Source organism: Angustibacter speluncae (assembly GCF_054777815.1).
Genome location: NZ_BAAHAF010000155.1, coordinates 36,666 through 54,278 on the forward strand (window position 1 = coordinate 36,666; position 17,613 = coordinate 54,278).

Genomic DNA, 17,613 nt, shown 5'->3' on the forward strand with positions numbered 1-17,613 from the left:
TCCCTCCACACCACACAGACCGTCGGCCCACCCCGGGCTCGATCGAGAAAGGCACATGATGCGTCGAGGACGACACCTCATCCTCGCGGCGGCGGCCGCGAGCGTGCTGGCCCTGGCGGCCTGCACGACCGACACCCCCACGGAGACCGTCAGCGGCTCCGAGAGCGAAGGCGGCGGCGGCGAGGCCGGCGGCGAGGGCATGGCGGTGGACGACAGCTTCTTCGTCCAGGCCGACTACGACACCCAGCTCGCCCAGCGCGACGTCGAGCCCGAGGGCGACGCCGAGACCCCCTGGCTGCAGGCCATCGAGCCCGAGATGGTCGACACCGCGGCGTTCGCCAAGACCGGCGCCCAGACCCTGTGCTTCTCCAACGCCTCGATCTCCAACCCGTGGCGCGTCACGGGCTGGATCACGATGCAGGAGCAGGTCAAGGTCCTGCAGTCGGAGGGCGTCATCGGCGAGTTCCGCGTGTCCGACGCGGCCGACGACGACAACAAGCAGATCTCCGACATCCAGGCCTTCATCGACGCCGGCGACTGCGGCGCGATCGTCATCTCCCCGTCGACCACCGCCACCCTGACGCCGGCCGTCGAGGCGGCGTGCGCCAGCGGCGTCCCGGTCATCGTGTTCGACCGCGGCGTGAACACCGACTGCGCCACCACGTTCATCCACCCGATCGGTGGCTACGCGTACGGTGCCGACGGCGCCGAGTTCCTGGTCGAGAACCTGGAGCCGGGCGACAAGGTGCTGGCGCTGCGCATCCTCCCGGGCGTCGACGTGCTCGAGAACCGCTGGGCCGCGGCGTCCCGCATCTTCGAGGACTCCGAGCTCGAGGTCGTGGGTGCCGAGTTCACCGGTGGTGACGGCGCGCAGATCAAGGACATCGTCACGCAGTACCTGCAGCGCGGCGACGTCGACGGCATCTGGATGGACGCCGGTGACGGCGCCGTCGCGGCCGTCGAGGCGTTCGAGGACGCGGGCAAGGACTACCCGGTGTTCGCCGGCGAGGACGAGCTCAGCTTCATGCGCAAGTGGCAGGAGACCGACATGACCGCGATCTCCCTGGTCTACTCCAACTTCCAGTGGCGCACGCCGATCCTGGCCGCGCAGCAGATCTGGGCCGGCCAGCAGGTGCCGAAGGAGTGGGTGCTGCCGCAGGAGCCGATCACGGCGGAGGACCGTGACGACTTCCTCGACCGCAACAAGGACATGCCGAGCCTGCACTACGCCAAGTTCGGCGGCGAGGACCTCCCGGGCTTCCCGACGGTCTGGGAGAACCGCTGACCTCATGAGCGACCGACCGCGCCGTCTCGGCGTCAGCACCTGGGTCTGGGCCTCGCCCCTCGACGACAGCACCCTGCTCGACCTCGCACCGCGGGTCGCCGGCATGGGGTTCGACGTCCTGGAGCTGCCCGTCGAGAACCCCGGCGACTGGGACCCCCAGCTCGCCCGGAAGGTCCTCGACGACAACGGACTCGGCGCCACCACGTGCCTGGTGACCTCACCGGGTCGCGAGCTGGTGGCTGCTGACGCCGCGACGGTGCGGTCGACGCAGGACTACCTGCGGCACTGCGTCGACGTCGCGGGCACCGTCGGTGCCCGCGTCGTCGGCGGCCCCGCCTACGCGTCCGTCGGGCGCACCTGGCGGATGACGGACGCCGAGCGCGCCGGGGTGTACGACGAGCTGCGCACGAACCTGGCGCCGGTCGTCGAGCACGCCGCGGCCGCCGGCGTCACGATCGCCGTCGAGCCGCTGAACCGCTACGAGACCAGCGTGCTCAACACCGTCGCGCAGGCGCTCGAGGCTCTCGGGCCGCTGCTCGGCCCCGGCTGCGGCCTCCTGCTCGACACCTACCACCAGAACATCGAGGAGCGGTCGGTGCCCGAGGCCGTCGCCCTCGCCGGTTCCCACGTCGCCGGTGTGCAGGTCTGCGCCAACGACCGCGGGGCACCGGGCGCCGACCACCTCGACTGGCCGGCGATCCTGCGCGCGCTCGACGTCACGGGCTACGACGGCCCGCTGTGCATCGAGTCCTTCACCGCCCACAACGACGCCATCGCCACGGCCGCCTCGATCTGGCGCCCGCTGGCGACGAGCCAGGACGACCTGGCCCGCAGCGGCCTGCAGTTCCTCCGGGAGGTGCAGCCCGCCGCCTGACCACCGGTCCCCGAACCCCGTCCCCGACCCACCGACCACCCCGCCGGCGCCGGCACGCCGCCTGACCTCCCTGACGAATCGACGACGATCCGAAAGCCCCTGCGACGCAGGGACCTACCCAGGAGGCACGCACCGATGATCCCGGCCCTGTCCCGAGCCGGCCGCGTGGCAGTCACCGCGCTGGCAGCCGCGCTCGCGGTCACCGTCGCGCCGTTGCCGGCGATGGCGCACCCCGGTCACGAGCACGATCCCGACTCACCCACAGTCCTGATCTTCACCGCCACCACGCAGTTCCGGCACACCGAGGCGATCACGCAGGGCACTCCCGTGCTCCAGCAGGCGTTCTCGGACGCCGGCATCGACTCCGTGCACAGCGAGGACCCGACGCTGTTCACCGACGAGTCCCTCGCGGGCTTCGACGCGCTGGTCATGTTCCAGACGTCCGGCGACCCGTGGAACGCGGACCAGAAGGCCGCGATGGAGCGGTACCAGCAGGCGGGCGGCGGCATCGTCGCGATCCACAACGCCACCGACATGCGCGGCGGCTACGCCTGGTGGGACGGCCTGGTCGGCGCCCTGATGCCCGGCCACGCGGCCACCGGCAGCAGCCCGGGCCTGCCCGGCACGGTGCGCGTCGAGGACCGGGTGCACCCGTCCACCGCGCACCTCGACCAGCGCTGGGACCGCGCCGACGAGTGGTACAACTACTCGGCCAACGTCCGCGGCAGCGCGCACGTCCTCGCCACGATGGACGAGTCGACGTACGACCCGGGCGGCAACGCGATGGGGTACGACCACCCGATCTCGTGGTGCAAGCCGTACGACGGCGGCCGCGCCTGGGTGACCGGCATGGGCCACTTCGGTGCCCACTACAGCGAGCCCGACCTGGTGCAGCACATCGTCGGCGGCGTGCAGTGGGCCGCCGGGCTGGTCGAGGGCGACTGCGGCGGCACCGACTGGGGCCAGTTCGAGAAGGTCTCGCTCGACACCAACACCAGCGCCCCGTTCGCGATGGACGTCGCCCCGGACGGACGGGTGTTCTACACCGAGCTCGTCCGCGGCCAGATCCGCGTCTACGACCCGGCCACGCAGAGCACCAGCACCGCGGTGACCCTTCCGGTCTACTCCGGCGGTGAGGACGGCCTGCTCGGCATCGCCCTCGACCCCGACTTCGCCACGAACGGCTGGCTGTACACCTACCGCTCGCCCGCGAGCGCGAACGACAGCGACCCGGCGAACTTCTTCAACGTGCTGTCGCGCTTCACCGTCGGCGCGGGCTCGCAGATCGACCCGGCCTCCGAGGTCGAGCTGCTGCGGGTGCCGGCGCGCCGGCTCCCGGACGAGCCGGGCCACACCGGCGGAGGCCTCGACTTCGACGCGCAGGGCAACCTGTACCTCGGCGTGGGCGACGACGTGAACCCGCACTCCGAGCCGTCGGGCGGCTACGCGCCGATCTCCACGCGCCCCGGCACGTTCCACGACGCGCGGGAGACCAGCGCCAACACCAACGACCTGCGGGGCAAGCTGCTGCGCATCCACCCCGAGGACGACGGAACCTACACGATCCCCGAGGGCAACCTGTTCGCCCCCGGCACCGCGCAGACGCTGCCCGAGATCTACGCCATGGGCTTCCGGAACCCGTTCCGGTTCAGCGTCGACCAGGAGACCGGCCACATCAGCATGGCCGACTACTCGCCCGACAACGGCTCGGACAACCTCGCGACGCGGGGTCCGGCCGGCATCGCCGAGTGGAACTACATCACCGAGCCGGGCAACTACGGCTGGCCGATGTGCATGGGCGCCAACGAGCCCTTCCGCGACGTCGACTACACGACCAACCCGGTCACCGTCGGCGACTTCTTCAGCTGCGACACCCCGGTCAACGACTCGCCCCGCAACACGGGTCTGACCGAGCTGCCGCCGGTGAAGCCGGCCGACATGTTCTACGGCTACCAGCGCTCGTCGGTGCCCGGCGCCATCAACCAGGGCGGCGGTCTCGCGCCGATGGGCGGCCCGGTGTACCGGTACGACGCCGAGCTCGAGTCGGACACGAAGTTCCCCGAGTACTACGACGGCAAGCCCTTCTTCTACGAGTGGGCCCGCAACCGCATGTACTCGATCGACCTGTCCGACAGCGGCGTCGGCACGCCCGGCGAGGCGGTCGAGAAGGTCAACCCGTTCCTGCCGCCGCCGGCGGCGGAGTTCCTCGCGCCGATCGACTCGAAGTTCGGCCCGGACGGCTCCATGTACGTGCTCGACTGGGGCGGCGGCTTCGGCCGCGACAACCCGGACTCGGGCCTGCACCGCATCGACTACGTCTCCGGCTCGCGCTCCCCGAGTGCGGTCGCCACGGCCACCCCGGACTCGGGGCAGGCGCCGCTCGAGGTGACCTTCGACGGCTCGGGCAGCACCGACCCCGAGGGTGAGCAGCTCACCTACGCCTGGGACCTCGACGGCGACGGCACCACCGACGCCGAGGGCGTCGAGGCGAGCTGGACCTACGAGGAGGACGGCGTCTACGACGCGCGCCTGACCGTCACCGACCCGGCCGGCAAGACCGGCACGACGACGGTGCCGGTCACGGTGGGCAACACGCGGCCGGAGGTGTCGTTCGTCGACCCGCCGACCGGTGGCTTCTTCCACTTCGGCGACCAGCTGTCGTGGGACGTCTCGGTGACCGACGCCGAGGACGCCACCATCGACGACGCCGACGTCATCATCCAGCCGGCGCTCGGGCACGACGCCCACGCGCACCCGTCCGAGCCGCTGTTCGGCCGGACCGGCTCGGTGCAGACCAGCCTCGGCGGCGGGCACAGCGACGACATGAACGTGTTCTACGTGCTCGACGCGCGCTACACCGACTCCGGCGGCGAGGGCGGGGCGAACCCGCTCACCGGCTCGGACACCTCGCTGCTGTTCCCGATGCAGCGCGAGGCGGAGTTCTTCTCGTCGAGCTCGGAGGGGGTCACGACGCTGCCGAGCCGCGACGTGGAGGGCCACGGCTCGGTGATCAGCGGTGCCGACGGCTGGACCGCGTACGACCCGCTCAACCTGCGGGGGGTCGACGAGCTGTCCGTGCGGTACGCCGCGGCGGCCGACACCTCGTTCGAGCTGCGGGCCGGCGCTCCCGACGGCGAGCTGCTCGGGACGCTGGAGGCCCCGGCCACCGGCAGCCTGACCCGGTTCGCCGACGTCACCTGGACCGTCCCCGAGGACGCGCCCACCGACAGCTTCACCCTCTACCTGGTGATGCCGGGCGAGGTGGAGCGGCGGGTCAACTTCCTCGAGGCCCACGGGCTGGGCGTCTCCGACGACAGCCACCCCGAGGTCGCCATCACCGCCCCGGAGCCGTACAGCCCGCTCACCGCGGGCGAGGCGGTCGAGGTGACGTCGGAGGCGTCCGACCCGCTGCTCGACCTCACCGGGGTCGAGTTCCTGGTCGACGGCCAGTCGCTCGGCACCGACACCGAGGCGCCGTACAGCACCACCTGGACGCCCGCGGCGGACGGCTTCTACGAGCTGACCGCCGTGGCGACGAACTCCGAGGGTCGGTCCACGACCTCGCGGATCGTCGTGGCCCAGGTCGGTGAGCCGTTCGGCGACTTCGAGCAGTTCACCAACGCGGGAGGCGTGTTCACCTCCGACGGAGGCGGGTTCACCATCACCTCCGGCGGCGCGAACATGTGGCAGGGCACCGACCAGTACAGCTCGCTCTACCTGCCGCAGGCGGGTGACGAGAGCTGGTCGGCGACCGTCCAGATCCCGGCCCAGGGCAACAGCAACAACAGCGCCAAGGCCGGCATCCTCGTCCGCAACGACGTCACGCAGCCGGGCACCTCGCCCGGGTACGCCGCGCTCGGCATCCGGCCGAACGGCGGTTTCGAGTGGCTGCGCGACACCGACGGCAACGGTCAGCTCGACGCCTCGACGTCGGCCAGCACGACCGGCTACCCGGCGTGGGTGCGGCTCGCGCGCTCCGGCGACGAGTACTTCGCGTACTGGTCCAAGGACGGCGAGACGTTCACGCAGGTCGGTGACCCGGTCTCGCTGCCCGGCGCCACGTCGGCGCAGGACGTCGGCCTGTTCGTCACCGCCCACTCCACGACGGCGACCAGCGAGGTGCAGTTCGACGGCTGGGCGTTCGAGGACGAGTGGACCCCGCCGAGCGAGGAGGAGCCCGAGCCCGGGCCGTCCTGCCTGACCTCGCAGTCCGACGAGTTCGACGGCGACTCCCTGTCCGGTCGCTGGACGACGCAGCGGGCCGCCGAGGGCTCGGCGATCTCGGTCTCCGACGGCGCGCTGCGCCTGCCGGTGACCCAGGGTGACGTCAACGAGGCGTCCGCCGGCCCGATCTCGTTCGTGGGCCAGCCGGTCCGCGACGGGGCCTGGGAGGCCACGACGCGGCTGACGCTCCCGCACACGCGGGAGTGGCAGCACGCCGGGCTGCTGCTGCACGCGAGCGACGACGACTACGTCAAGCTCGCCTTCACCCGCAGCAGCAACGGCGGGCGGCTGATGGAGTTCCAGACCGAGGCCGGTGGCAGCCGAACGTGGCACGCGAACGTCGCGCTGCCGCAGGACTTCCCGTCGACGGTCGACCTGCGTCTGACCAGCGACGGGACGGCGCTCACGGCGGCCTACTCCACCGACGGCACGACCTGGACCGCGCTCGCGGGTCAGGCCGCCGTCCTCGACGGTGCGACCCTCGGCCTCGTGGCCGCGGGTGACACCGGGACGCCCGAGGCGACCGCCGCGTTCGACTGGTACCGGGTCACCCCGGACAGCGACGACGACGGGACCCGCGCGTTCGCCGACGAGTTCGACGGCGACGCGCTCGACGGGTGCCGCTGGGACCGCGTGGTGCGGTACGACTCCTCGGAGGTGGCCGTCGCCGACGGCGCCCTGCGGATCACCACGCAGCCCGGCGACATCAACAACGACAACCCGATCGAGCCCCGCAACTTCATCCTCCAGGACGCGCCCGAGGGCACGGAGTGGACGGTGGAGACGCGGTTGACCGGGACGATGCAGCACCGCTGGCAGTACGCGGGTCTGCTCGCCTACGGCAGCGACGACGAGTACGTGAAGCTCGACGTCGTCGCGGACAACGCGCCCGGTGCGGCCACCAACCTGCGCACCGAGCTCGTGTCGGAGGTCGGCGGCCAGTTCGGCGCCGGCGGCAACCGGTCGATCGACATCGCGGAGACCTCCGAGAGCGGCTGGTGGTACCTGCGACTGACCCGCAGCGGTGACACCTACACCGGGTGGGTCAGCGACGGCGGCGTCACCTGGACCCAGGTCGGCGAGCCGGTGACCCACGCCGGCGACCTCGACGCCGTGGGCCTGGTCGCGGTCGGCCCGGAGCAGGAGTCGCCGGTCACGGTGGCGTTCGACTGGATCCGGCTCGCGGGTGAGGAGCCCCCGGGCGACACCACGGCGCCGGTCACCACGGCCGCGCTCGACCCGTCCGCCCCGGACGGCGAGAACGGCTGGTACACCAGCGCTCCCACGCTGACGCTGACCGCCGACGACGGCGACGGCTCAGGTGTGGCGAGCACGCAGTACCAGGTCGACGGTGGGGACTGGACGGAGTACTCGTCCCCGGTCGAGCTGCCGGACGGCGACCACACGATCGCCTACCGGTCGGCCGACGAGGCGGGCAACGTGGAGGAGGCCGGGACCCTCGAGGTCGCGGTCGACACCACGGGGCCGGTCACCGAGGCGACGACGTCCGGGGACGGCGACGAGGTGGCGGTCACGCTCACCGCGACCGACGCGACGTCGGGCGTCGCCTCGACCGAGGTCTCGGTCGACGGCGGCGACTGGACGGCGTACGAGGCTCCGGTCGTGGTGACCGGCGCCGGCACCCACACCGTCGAGTACCGCTCGACGGACGTGGCCGGCAACGTCGAGGACACCAAGTCGGTGGTCGTCGACATCGTCGGTGACGGCGAGGGCCCGACGGTCACGGTGACCGGCGTCGCGCACGGCACGGTGTACGGCGACTCCCAGCGGCTCACGCTGGCCTGGGAGGCGCTGGACTCGGGCTCGGGCGTCGCGTCGGTGACGGCCACCCTGGACGGGCAGCCGCTGCAGCCAGGCGAGCTGCGGCTCGACGCGCTGCCGCTCGGCCTGCACGACCTGGTGGTGACCGCCACGGACGTGGCCGGCAACTCCACCGAGCAGGTGGTGCGGTTCGGGACGGCGACCTCGTTCGAGGACATCGCCCAGCTGCTGCGCACCTACCGGGGCGAGAACCGCCTCACGGCCGCCGAGGCGCGCGTGCTCCAGGGCCACCTGGAGCGGGCGTCGGCAGCGGCGCTGAAGGGCCGCAAGGCCGTGGTGCGTCAGGAGCTCGGTGAGTTCGCCCGGTACGCCCGCGCGAACGTCGCCGACCCGCTGGCGCGCTCGGTGCTCGACCGGGACGCGCGGGCGCTGCGCGAGCGGCTCGTCGACGGCATGTCGGCGGCCACGTCGAACGCGCGGACGGCCGAGGACCCGAAGGAGGTCGCGGTGGCACCGCTGCAGTGACCGGGGCGGGGGCGGGTCGCCGGCAGCGGCCCGTCCCCGCACCACCCCCGCGTCGCGGCCGGCAGCAACGATGCGGGAGAACGGATCTCGGGGGGACGAGACGAAGGTGAGGACGAGATGGGACCCAGGACGAGCACGCCCGCGCCGACAGGCGCACGGGACGGGGGTCCAGCACGGACGCGGGGGAGGGTGCCGGCCCGAACCCCGCACCGCGCGCCGGGTCGGTCGTCGGCAGGCGACCCCCGGCGCGACGGGCCGACCGGCCGGCCGGCCACGACGACCCAGCGCCGCTGGTTCGTCGTGGTCGCGCTGGTCTCGGTCCTGGTCGGCGCCGCCGCGGCACTCGTCCTCCGCGCGGCGCTGACCGCCCCGTCCGACCTCGAGCGCGACGTCGCGGCCCTGCAGGCCGCCGAGACCGAGCGCGACGCCGGCCTGGCCCGCGACCTGGTCGCCTCGGCCGGGACCGCCCACGCACAGGTGCTCGCGGTGGTGACCGAGGTCGAGGCGGCCACCGCCGACGGCGCCTCGCCGACCGCCGAGCAGGCCACCGCCTGGACGAACGAGGTCGTCGCGGCCGCGGCGCCCTTCTCCGAGCAGGTCTCCGGCGGCACCCGGGTCAACCTCACCCGCGAGGGCTTCCGACACGCGACCGACCTGCTCGCGCAGTCGCTGCGCACCCACCGCGACGCCGCGCAGGCCGGAGCGGACGCCCCCGCGCTGCGCGCCGCGGCCGAGGAGTCGTTCCGGTCCGGGCTGGTGGCCTGGTCGATCGCCGCCACCGAGCTCGACGAGCTGGCGCTCGCCACCGACCTCGGGCACGTGCACCTGTACCTCACCGACGACCCGTCGACGGGGGCGATCACCTCCCACGACGGGGACCACGAGGGGGAGGGGACGCCGTGAGCGCGCAACGCCGCCGGGTCGGGCTGTGGCTGGTCGGCGCCCGCGGCTCCGTCGCCACCACCGCCGTCGTGGGGCTGGCCGCGGTGCGCGGTCGCCTGGCCGACGACGCGGGGCTGGTCTGCTCGCACCCCGCACTGGCCGGCGCCGACCTGCCCGGCCTCGACGAGATCGTCGTGGGCGGCCACGACGTCGTCGACGGCACCGCGCGCAAGCGGGCCGAGGAGCTCGCCGCCGGTCGGGTGCTCCCTGCCGCCCTGGTGCCCGCCACCGCCGACGAGCTCGACGCCTACGACGGCTGGGTGCGGCACGGCGGGCACGCCGAGGCGTCCGGCCAGCGCGAGCTGGTGCAGGCGCTCGCCGCCGACGTCCGCGAGTTCGCGGCCGAGCACGGCTGCGACGCCGTGGTCGTGGTGAACGTGTCGAGCACCGAGCCGCCGGTCGCGCCGGCGCCCGAGCTCGACGACCTCGCGCTGCTGCGCGCCGCCTGGGACCGCGGCGAGTCGCCGCTGCCGCCCAGCTCGGTGTACGCGGCCGCCGCGTTCGAGGTCGGTGCGGCCTTCGTCGACTTCACCCCGTCGGCGGGCGCCCGGCTCCCCGCGGTGGCGGCGCTGGCCGCCGAGCGCGGGCTGCCCTGGGCGGGCAGCGACGGCAAGACCGGCGAGACGCTGCTGAAGTCGGTGCTGGCGCCGATGTTCGTGCAGCGCGCGCTGCGGGTGCGCTCCTGGTCCGGCACCAACCTGCTCGGCGGCGGCGACGGCGCGACCCTGGCCGACCCGGCCGCACGCGCCAGCAAGACCGTCAGCAAGGCGCGTGGCCTCGAGGAGATGACCGGGTACGAGGTCGAGGGGCAGGTGCACATCGACTACGTCCCCGACCTCGGCGACTGGAAGACGGCCTGGGACCACGTCTCGTTCGAGGGGTTCCTCGGCACCCCGATGACGCTCCAGTTCACCTGGCAGGGCTGCGACTCCGCGCTCGCCGCACCCCTCGTGCTCGACCTGGCGCGGTTCACCGCCCTGGCCCTGCGGCGCGGCGAGGCCGGCCCGCTCGAGGCGCTCGGGTTCTTCTTCAAGGACCCCGCCACCGACGGCACCACCGCACCGCGCCACGACCTCGGGACCCAGTTCGCCGACCTGGTCGGCTGGGCCACCGGCGAGCGGGTGGCGCCGTGACGCCGTCCACCCCTGTCGGCCTCGGGGCGCTCGCCGAGCTCGTCCGGCTGCCGGCGGCGCTCAGCGTCCCGGGCGACTCGCTCGCGGGGATGGCCGCCTCGGGCGCGGTGGTGACCCCGCGCGCCCTGGCGCTGCCCGCGGCGTCCGCGTGCCTGTACTGGGCCGGGATGTCGCTGAACGACTGGGCCGACCGCGACCTCGACGCCGTCGAGCGGCCCGAGCGTCCGATCCCGTCGGGACGGGTGCCCGCCTCGACGGCCCTCGCCCTCGCCGGCGGGCTCACCGGGATCGGTGTCGTCCTGGCCGCCGTCGGCGGCGGCCTGCCGGCGCTGCGGGTCGCGGCCGCGCTGGCCGGGGCGGTCTGGACCTACGACCTGGTCGCCAAGGACGGTGTGCTGGGCCCGGTGTCGATGGCGTCCACCCGAGTGCTCGACGTCCTGCTGGGGGCGGCGGGCTCGCCGGTCGCCGCGCTGCCCGCCGCCGCGACCGTCGGTGCGCACACCGTCGCGGTGACCGGGCTGAGCCGTGGCGAGGTGCACGGCACCAGCGCCGCCGTCACCGCCGCGGTGCTCGCCGGCACCTTGGCGAGCACGGTGGCCGCGCTGCTGCCGCTGCGGCACCGGCGCGACCCGTGGACGGTCGGCGTCGTGCTGCTGGCGGCAGGTACGTACGCCTGGCAGGTCGGACGCGCGCAGTGGCGCGCGGTCGGCGACCCGTCGGCGGCGAACGCCCGCAGCGCCACGGGGACGGGCGTCCGCGCGATGATCCCGCTGCAGGCGACCCTGGTGGCCGCGCACGGCGCGCCCGCCCGCGCGGTGGGGCTCCTGCTCGTCGGCCCGGTGGTGCGGCGCGCGGCTCGGTGGGTGAGCCCGACATGACGCTGCGACTCGGCTACGGGCTCAACGGCTTCACCGACCACCGGCTCCACGACGCATTGGCCGTGGTGGCCGGCACCGGGTACGAGGGCGTCGGGCTCACGCTCGACCACGCGCACCTCGACCCGTTCGCACCGGCTCTGGCGGCGCGCACGGCGGCCGTCGCGGGGATGCTCGAACGGCACCGGCTCGGCGTCGTCGTCGAGACCGGCGCCCGGTACCTGCTCGATCCCTGGCGCAAGCACGAGCCGACGCTGGTCAGCGGCAGCGGCACCGAGCGGCGGGTCGAGCTGCTCGTCCTCGCGGTGCAGGTGGCGGCCGACCTCGGCGCGACGGCGGTCTCGTTCTGGTCGGGGATCCTGCCGGCCGACGCGACCCGCGCCCAGGGCTGGGAGCGGCTCGAGCGGCACCTGCTGCCCGTGCTCGACGCGGCCGACCGCGCCGGCGTCGTGCTCGCGTGCGAGCCCGAGCCGGGGATGTTCGTCGACCGGCTCGCCGACGCGCTCGAGCTGCGCCGGCGCCTCGGCGACCCGCACCTGCTGCGCGTCACCGTCGACGTCGGCCACCTGCGCTGCAGCGAGGACGAGCCGGAGGCCGACTGCATCCGGGGCGTCGCGCCGCTGCTCGCCAACGTGCAGGTCGACGACATGCGGCGCGGGGTGCACGAGCACCTCGAGCTCGGGACGGGCGAGGTCGACCTGGCGGGTGCGCTGGGCGCCCTCGTCGAGGTCGGCTACGACGGTCTCGCGTGCGTCGAGCTGCCGCGCCACCCCCACGCCGCCCCCGCGCTGGCGGCCTCGAGCCTGGCGGCGATGCGCGCCGCGCTGCAGGAGGCCGCCGACCGGGTGGCGCACACGACGACGGCGGAGGTGTCCCGGTGACGGACTGGACGGACGACGCGGCGGCCAGGGTGGCCGCCGACCCCGGGGCGGTCGGCGCCCTCTTCCCGGCCGTGTCGCGGCACGTCGGCCGCGGCCCCGTCGACGCGGCCGACCCGGCGGGCGAGCACGCGCGCACGGTCGACGACGTCGCGCGCGAGCGGCTCCTGCTCGCGCTCCCGCTGCGGGGCGACGACCTGGTGCGCGAGGTGCTGGCGCTCTACCGGTTCGGCGACGCCGCCGAGAAGCGTGCCGTGCTTCGCGCGCTGCCGGCGCTCGACGAGCAGCACGACCTCGGCGACGCGCTGCTCGATGTCGTCCGAGACGCGTTGCGCACCAACGACACCCGGCTCGTCGCCGCCGCTCTCGGGCGGTACGCGACCGACCACCTCGAACCGCACGGCTTCCGCCACGGCGTGCTGAAGTGCCTGTTCACCGGCATCCCGCTCGCGGTCGTCGACGGGCTGCCCGCCCGGGTCGACGACGAGCTGCTGCGCATGGTCGGCGACTACGCCGACGAGCGCCGCGCCGCCGGCCGCGACGTCCCGGCCGACGCCCTGGACCTGCTCGACCGCACCACCACCCACCCGCAGGAGGCGCAGCGATGAGGATCTTCGACCCGCACATCCACATGACCTCGCGCACGACCGACGACTACGAGGCGATGGCGGCGGCCGGCGTCCGGGCGGTCGTCGAGCCGTCGTTCTGGCTCGGGCAGCCGCGCACCGGCGTCGACAGCTTCTGCGACTACTTCGACGCGCTCCTCGGGTGGGAGCCGTTCCGCGCCAGCCAGTTCGGGGTGCAGCACTTCGCGACCATCGGGTTGAACCCGAAGGAGGCGAACGACCCGCGCTGCACCCCGGTGCTCGACCTGCTGCCCCGCTACCTGGCCAAGGACCGCGTCGTCGCGGTCGGCGAGCTGGGGTACGACTCGCTGACCCGGGAGGAGGAGCACGCGTTCCGCACCCAGCTCCACCTCGCCGTCGAGCACGGCCTGCCCGCGCTGGTGCACACGCCGCACCGCGACAAGCTCACCGGCACGCGGCGCACGCTGTCGGTGGTCGAGCAGGTGGGCATCGACCCCGGTCGCGTGCTGGTCGACCACCTGAACGAGGTGACCGTCGCCGACGTGGCGGCGTCCGGCTGCTGGATGGGGTTCTCGATCTACCCCGACACCAAGATGGACGAGCACCGGATGGTGCGGATCCTGTCCGAGCACGGGTTGTCGCGGATGATCGTGAACTCCGCCGCCGACTGGGGGCGCAGCGACCCGCTGAAGACCGTGAAGACGGCGCGCGCGATGCTCGACGCCGGCTTCTCCGACGACGACGTCGACCGCGTCCTGTGGCGCAACCCCGTCGAGTTCTACTCCCAGAGCGGCCGTCTCGACCTGGTCGACGTCGACGGTGCCGACGCGACGATCGACCTCACCGCCACCTTCGAGGGCAACTCGGTGCTGCGCGGTGCCCGCCCGGACGCCGTGCAGGGGCGGGTGTGAGGTTCCGCCACCGCGACGGCACCCTCGTGCACCTGTCGTACTGCACCAACGTGCACCCGGCCGTCGACCTCGACGGCGTGCGCGAGCAGCTGGCGCGGTTCGCGGCGCCGGTGCGCGAGCGGGTGGGTGCGCCGGTGCTCGGGGTCGGTCTCTGGCTCGCCGCACCGGTCGCGGCGCGGCTGGCGGCCGACACCGACGAGCGCCGCGACCTGCGCGACCTGCTCGACCGGCTCGGGCTCGAGGTCGTGACGCTGAACGGCTTCCCGCACGACGACTTCGGTACCGGTCGCGTCAAGAAGCGCGTCTACGAGCCCGACTGGGTGCACGTCGACCGGTTGCGGTACACCCAGGACCTCGCGGTCGTGCTGGCCGACCTGCTCCCCGACGACGCCGCGGGCGGGAGCATCTCGACCCTGCCGCTCGCCTGGCGCGAGCCGTGGTCGGACGAGCAGCAGCGCGCGGCCGAGGCCCAGCTCGACCGCCTGGCGCGCTTCCTCGACCGGCTCGAGGAGGACACCGGCCGACGGGTGCGGGTCGCGGTCGAGCCCGAGCCCGGGTGCGTCGTCGAGACCACCGCCCAGGCCGTCGAGAGGCTGGCGTCCGTCGACCGCGCGCGGGTCGGCGTGTGCGTCGACACCGCGCACCTGGCGGTGGCGTGGGAGGAGCCGGACGAGGCCGTGGGGCGGCTGCAGGGCGCCGGCCTCGACGTGGTGAAGGCGCAGCTGTCGGCGGCCCTGCACGTCGAGCACCCCGGCGAGGCGGCCACCCTCGAGGTGCTGCGCCGGTTCGACGAGGACCGGTACCTGCACCAGGTGCGGCCCGGCGCCCGCCCGGGCACCGGCTCGGCCGCCGGCTGGGACGACCTCGGCGAGGCCTTCGCGCACGCCGACGGCACGCCCTGGCGGGTGCACTTCCACCTGCCGCTCGGTGCCGAGCCCGCGCCGCCCCTGGCCTCGACGCGCGCCACGCTGCGGAGCAGCCTGCGTGCGCTGGTGGGCGGCGACCGGGCGCTCACCGACCACCTCGACGTGGAGACCTACACGTGGACCGTGCTGCCGGACCCGCCGGGCAGCGACGCCGAGCTCGTCGACGGCCTGGCCGCCGAGCTCGCGTGGGCCCGTGACGAGCTGGTGCTGGCGGGGCTGGAGGAGGCGTCGTGACGCAGGACGGGCAGCGGGTGCTGCTGCTGGATGTGGTGGGCCTGACCCCGAGGGCGCTCGAGCAGATGCCGCTGCTGCGGCGCTGGGCCGGCGGGTCGGCGACCCCGTTGCGCACGGTGCTGCCGGCCGTGACGTGCAGCGTCCAGTCGACCATGCTGACCGGCCGCGACCCGGCTGAGCACGGCGCGGTCGGCAACGGCTGGTTCTTCCGCGACCTCGGCGAGATCATGTTCTGGCGGCAGCCGAACAGCCTCGTCGAGGGACCGAAGGTCTGGGACGCGTTGCGGCGCAGTTGTCCTGACGCGAAGGTCGCGAACGTGTGCTGGTGGTACGCGATGGGCGCGGACGTCGACACCACGATCACGCCGCGGCCGGTCTACCACGCCGACGGGCGCAAGTCGCCGGACGCGTACACGGTGCCCGACTCGCTGCGCAGCGGCCTGCTGGCCGACCTCGGGCCGTTCCCGCTGTTCCGGTACTGGGGCCCGACCGCGTCGATCGAGTCCTCGCGCTGGATCGTCGAGGCCACCCGGCGGCTGCTGCCCGACCACGACCTGACGCTCGCCTACGTCCCGCACCTCGACTACGACCACCAGCGGTACGGGCCGGGCGACCCGCGGTCGGCCGCCGCGGCCGCCGAGCTCGACCGGGTGCTCGCGCCGCTGCTCGCCGACGCCGACGCGCAGGGCGTGCGCACGATCGTGGTGAGCGAGTACGGCATCACCGACGTCGACCGCCCGGTCGACGTGAACCGGGTGCTGCGCCGCGAGGGCCTGCTGCAGGTGCACACCCAGGCGGGCATGGAGTACCTCGACCCGTGGACGTCGCGGGCGTTCGCGGTCGCCGACCACCAGGTCGCCCACGTCTACGTGCGCGACCCGGCCGACCGGGAGCGGGTGGCGGCGCTGCTCGCCGGCGTGCCGGGGGTCGAGCAGGTGCTCGACCGCGACGCCCAGCGCGAGGCCGGCATCGGCCACGCCCGCAGCGGCGACCTCGTCGTCGTGGCCGACGCGCGCTCGTGGTTCACCTACTACTACTGGCTGGACGACGGGCGCGCCCCCGACTTCGCCCGGGGCGTCGACATCCACCGCAAGCCCGGCTACGACCCCGCGGAGCTGTTCTTCGACCCCGCCGACCGGTCGGCGAAGGCACGCGCAGGGCTCGGGCTCGTGCGCAAGGCCGTGGGGCTGCGCTACGCGATGAGCGTGGTGCCGCTCGACCCGACCTGCGTGCGGGGCTCGCACGGGCGGCTGCCGGACGACGTCGCCGACGGCCCGGTGGTGCTCTCCGGCGGCGGCCTCGCCGACCTCGTCCCCGAGGGCACGACCCTGCGCGCCCACGACGTCCACGACCTCGTCCTCGCCGCGGCGGGCGTCCTGCCCGCTCTGGCACGCTGACCCCGCGACCACCTCCAGGAGGAACCCGATGCCCCGTCCCGTCACGCTGTTCACCGGCCAGTGGGCCGACCTGCCCTTCGAGGAGGTCTGCCGCCTCGCGTCGTCGTGGGGCTATGACGGCGTCGAGATCGCCTGCAGCGCAGATCACTTCGAGGTCGACAAGGCGGTGTCCGACGACTCGTACGTCGACGGTCGCCGCGAGATCCTCGACAGGTACGGCCTGCAGGTGTTCGCGATCTCGAACCACCTCGTCGGCCAGGCGATCTGCGACGACCCGATCGACTTCCGGCACGAGGCGATCCTGCCCGCCCGCATCTGGGGCGACGGCGAGCCCGAGGGGGTGCGGCAGCGGGCCGCGGCCGACATGGCCGACACCGCCCGCGCCGCGGCGAAGCTGGGGGTGAAGACGGTCGTCGGGTTCACCGGCTCGTCGATCTGGCAGTACGTCGCCATGTTCCCGCCGGTGCCCGCCGAGCGGATCGAGGCCGGCTACCAGGACTTCGCCGACCGCTGGAACCCGATCCTGGACGTGTTCGACGAGGTGGGGGTCCGTTTCGCGCACGAGGTGCACCCGAGCGAGATCGCCTACGACTACTGGACGACGGTGCGCACGCTCGAGGCGGTGGGGAACCGTGAGGCGTTCGGCCTGAACTGGGACCCCAGCCACATGGTCTGGCAGCAGCTCGACCCGCTCGCGTTCCTGTACGACTTCCGCGACCGGATCTACCACGTCGACTGCAAGGACACCCGGATGAAGGTCGGCAACGGCCGCGCCGGGCGGCTGTCGTCGCACCTGCCCTGGGGCGACCCGCGCCGCGGCTGGGACTTCGTGTCCACCGGCCGCGGCGACGTCGACTGGGACGAGTGCTTCCGCACCCTGAACGCGATCGGCTACGACGGCCCGATCTCGATCGAGTGGGAGGACGCCGGCATGGACCGGTTGGCCGGCGCCGCCGAGGCGGTCGAGTTCGTCCGCCGCACCCAGGTCGACCAGCCCACCGCGTCCTTCGACGCCGCCTTCAGCACCAAGGACCGCTGAG

General features: G+C 73.8%; 12 protein-coding genes. All 12 read left to right on the forward strand.

From position 1 onward, the window contains the following. Positions 1-58: 58 nt before the first annotated feature. The 12 genes from ACYVKY_RS17470 to ACYVKY_RS17525 all read left to right on the forward strand — a co-directional run bounded on the left by ACYVKY_RS17470 (position 59) and on the right by ACYVKY_RS17525 (position 17,612). Positions 59-1,285 carry a type 1 periplasmic-binding domain-containing protein gene (locus ACYVKY_RS17470; RefSeq protein WP_460436258.1) on the forward strand — a complete coding sequence of 409 codons (1,227 nt, stop codon included), beginning with the start codon at positions 59-61 and terminating at the stop codon, positions 1,283-1,285. A 4-nt stretch (positions 1,286-1,289) separates the two neighbouring features. Next, entirely contained in the window at positions 1,290-2,159 is an 870-nt protein-coding gene (locus ACYVKY_RS17475; RefSeq protein WP_460436259.1) for a sugar phosphate isomerase/epimerase family protein, read from the forward strand. 165 nt (positions 2,160-2,324) lie between these two features. Then, positions 2,325-8,690, forward strand: coding sequence for a ThuA domain-containing protein (locus ACYVKY_RS17480; protein ID WP_460436260.1), 6,366 nt, complete (start codon positions 2,325-2,327; stop codon positions 8,688-8,690). A gap of 189 nt (positions 8,691-8,879) precedes the next feature. Next, positions 8,880-9,593, forward strand: coding sequence for a hypothetical protein (locus ACYVKY_RS17485; protein WP_460436261.1), 714 nt, complete (start codon positions 8,880-8,882; stop codon positions 9,591-9,593). Next, entirely contained in the window at positions 9,590-10,765 is a 1,176-nt protein-coding gene (locus tag ACYVKY_RS17490) for an inositol-3-phosphate synthase (protein ID WP_460436262.1), read from the forward strand. The genes ACYVKY_RS17485 and ACYVKY_RS17490 overlap by 4 nt, the downstream gene beginning before the upstream one ends. Further along, the gene (locus ACYVKY_RS17495; protein WP_460436263.1) at positions 10,762-11,643 is read left to right on the forward strand and encodes a UbiA family prenyltransferase; all 882 of its coding nucleotides are present in this window, start codon (positions 10,762-10,764) and stop codon (positions 11,641-11,643) included. The genes ACYVKY_RS17490 and ACYVKY_RS17495 overlap by 4 nt, the downstream gene beginning before the upstream one ends. Next, complete coding sequence (locus ACYVKY_RS17500) at positions 11,640-12,521, forward strand: sugar phosphate isomerase/epimerase family protein (RefSeq protein ID WP_460436264.1); 882 nt, start codon at positions 11,640-11,642, stop codon at positions 12,519-12,521. Before ACYVKY_RS17495 ends, ACYVKY_RS17500 begins: the two co-directional genes overlap by 4 nt. Further along, complete coding sequence (locus ACYVKY_RS17505; RefSeq protein ID WP_460436265.1) at positions 12,518-13,126, forward strand: EboA domain-containing protein; 609 nt, start codon at positions 12,518-12,520, stop codon at positions 13,124-13,126. Before ACYVKY_RS17500 ends, ACYVKY_RS17505 begins: the two co-directional genes overlap by 4 nt. Continuing rightward, positions 13,123-14,016 (forward strand): TatD family hydrolase, encoded by an 894-nt coding sequence (locus tag ACYVKY_RS17510; RefSeq protein ID WP_460436266.1) that lies wholly within the window; start codon positions 13,123-13,125, stop codon positions 14,014-14,016. The genes ACYVKY_RS17505 and ACYVKY_RS17510 overlap by 4 nt, the downstream gene beginning before the upstream one ends. Continuing rightward, positions 14,013-15,176, forward strand: coding sequence for a metabolite traffic protein EboE (gene eboE / locus ACYVKY_RS17515; RefSeq protein ID WP_460436267.1), 1,164 nt, complete (start codon positions 14,013-14,015; stop codon positions 15,174-15,176). The genes ACYVKY_RS17510 and eboE overlap by 4 nt, the downstream gene beginning before the upstream one ends. Then, the gene (locus ACYVKY_RS17520) at positions 15,173-16,573 is read left to right on the forward strand and encodes an alkaline phosphatase family protein (protein WP_460436268.1); all 1,401 of its coding nucleotides are present in this window, start codon (positions 15,173-15,175) and stop codon (positions 16,571-16,573) included. Before eboE ends, ACYVKY_RS17520 begins: the two co-directional genes overlap by 4 nt. Before the next feature lie 28 nt (positions 16,574-16,601). Beyond that, positions 16,602-17,612, forward strand: a complete 1,011-nt coding sequence (locus ACYVKY_RS17525; RefSeq protein ID WP_460436269.1) for a sugar phosphate isomerase/epimerase family protein — start codon at positions 16,602-16,604, stop codon at positions 17,610-17,612. Position 17,613 lies beyond the last annotated feature (1 nt).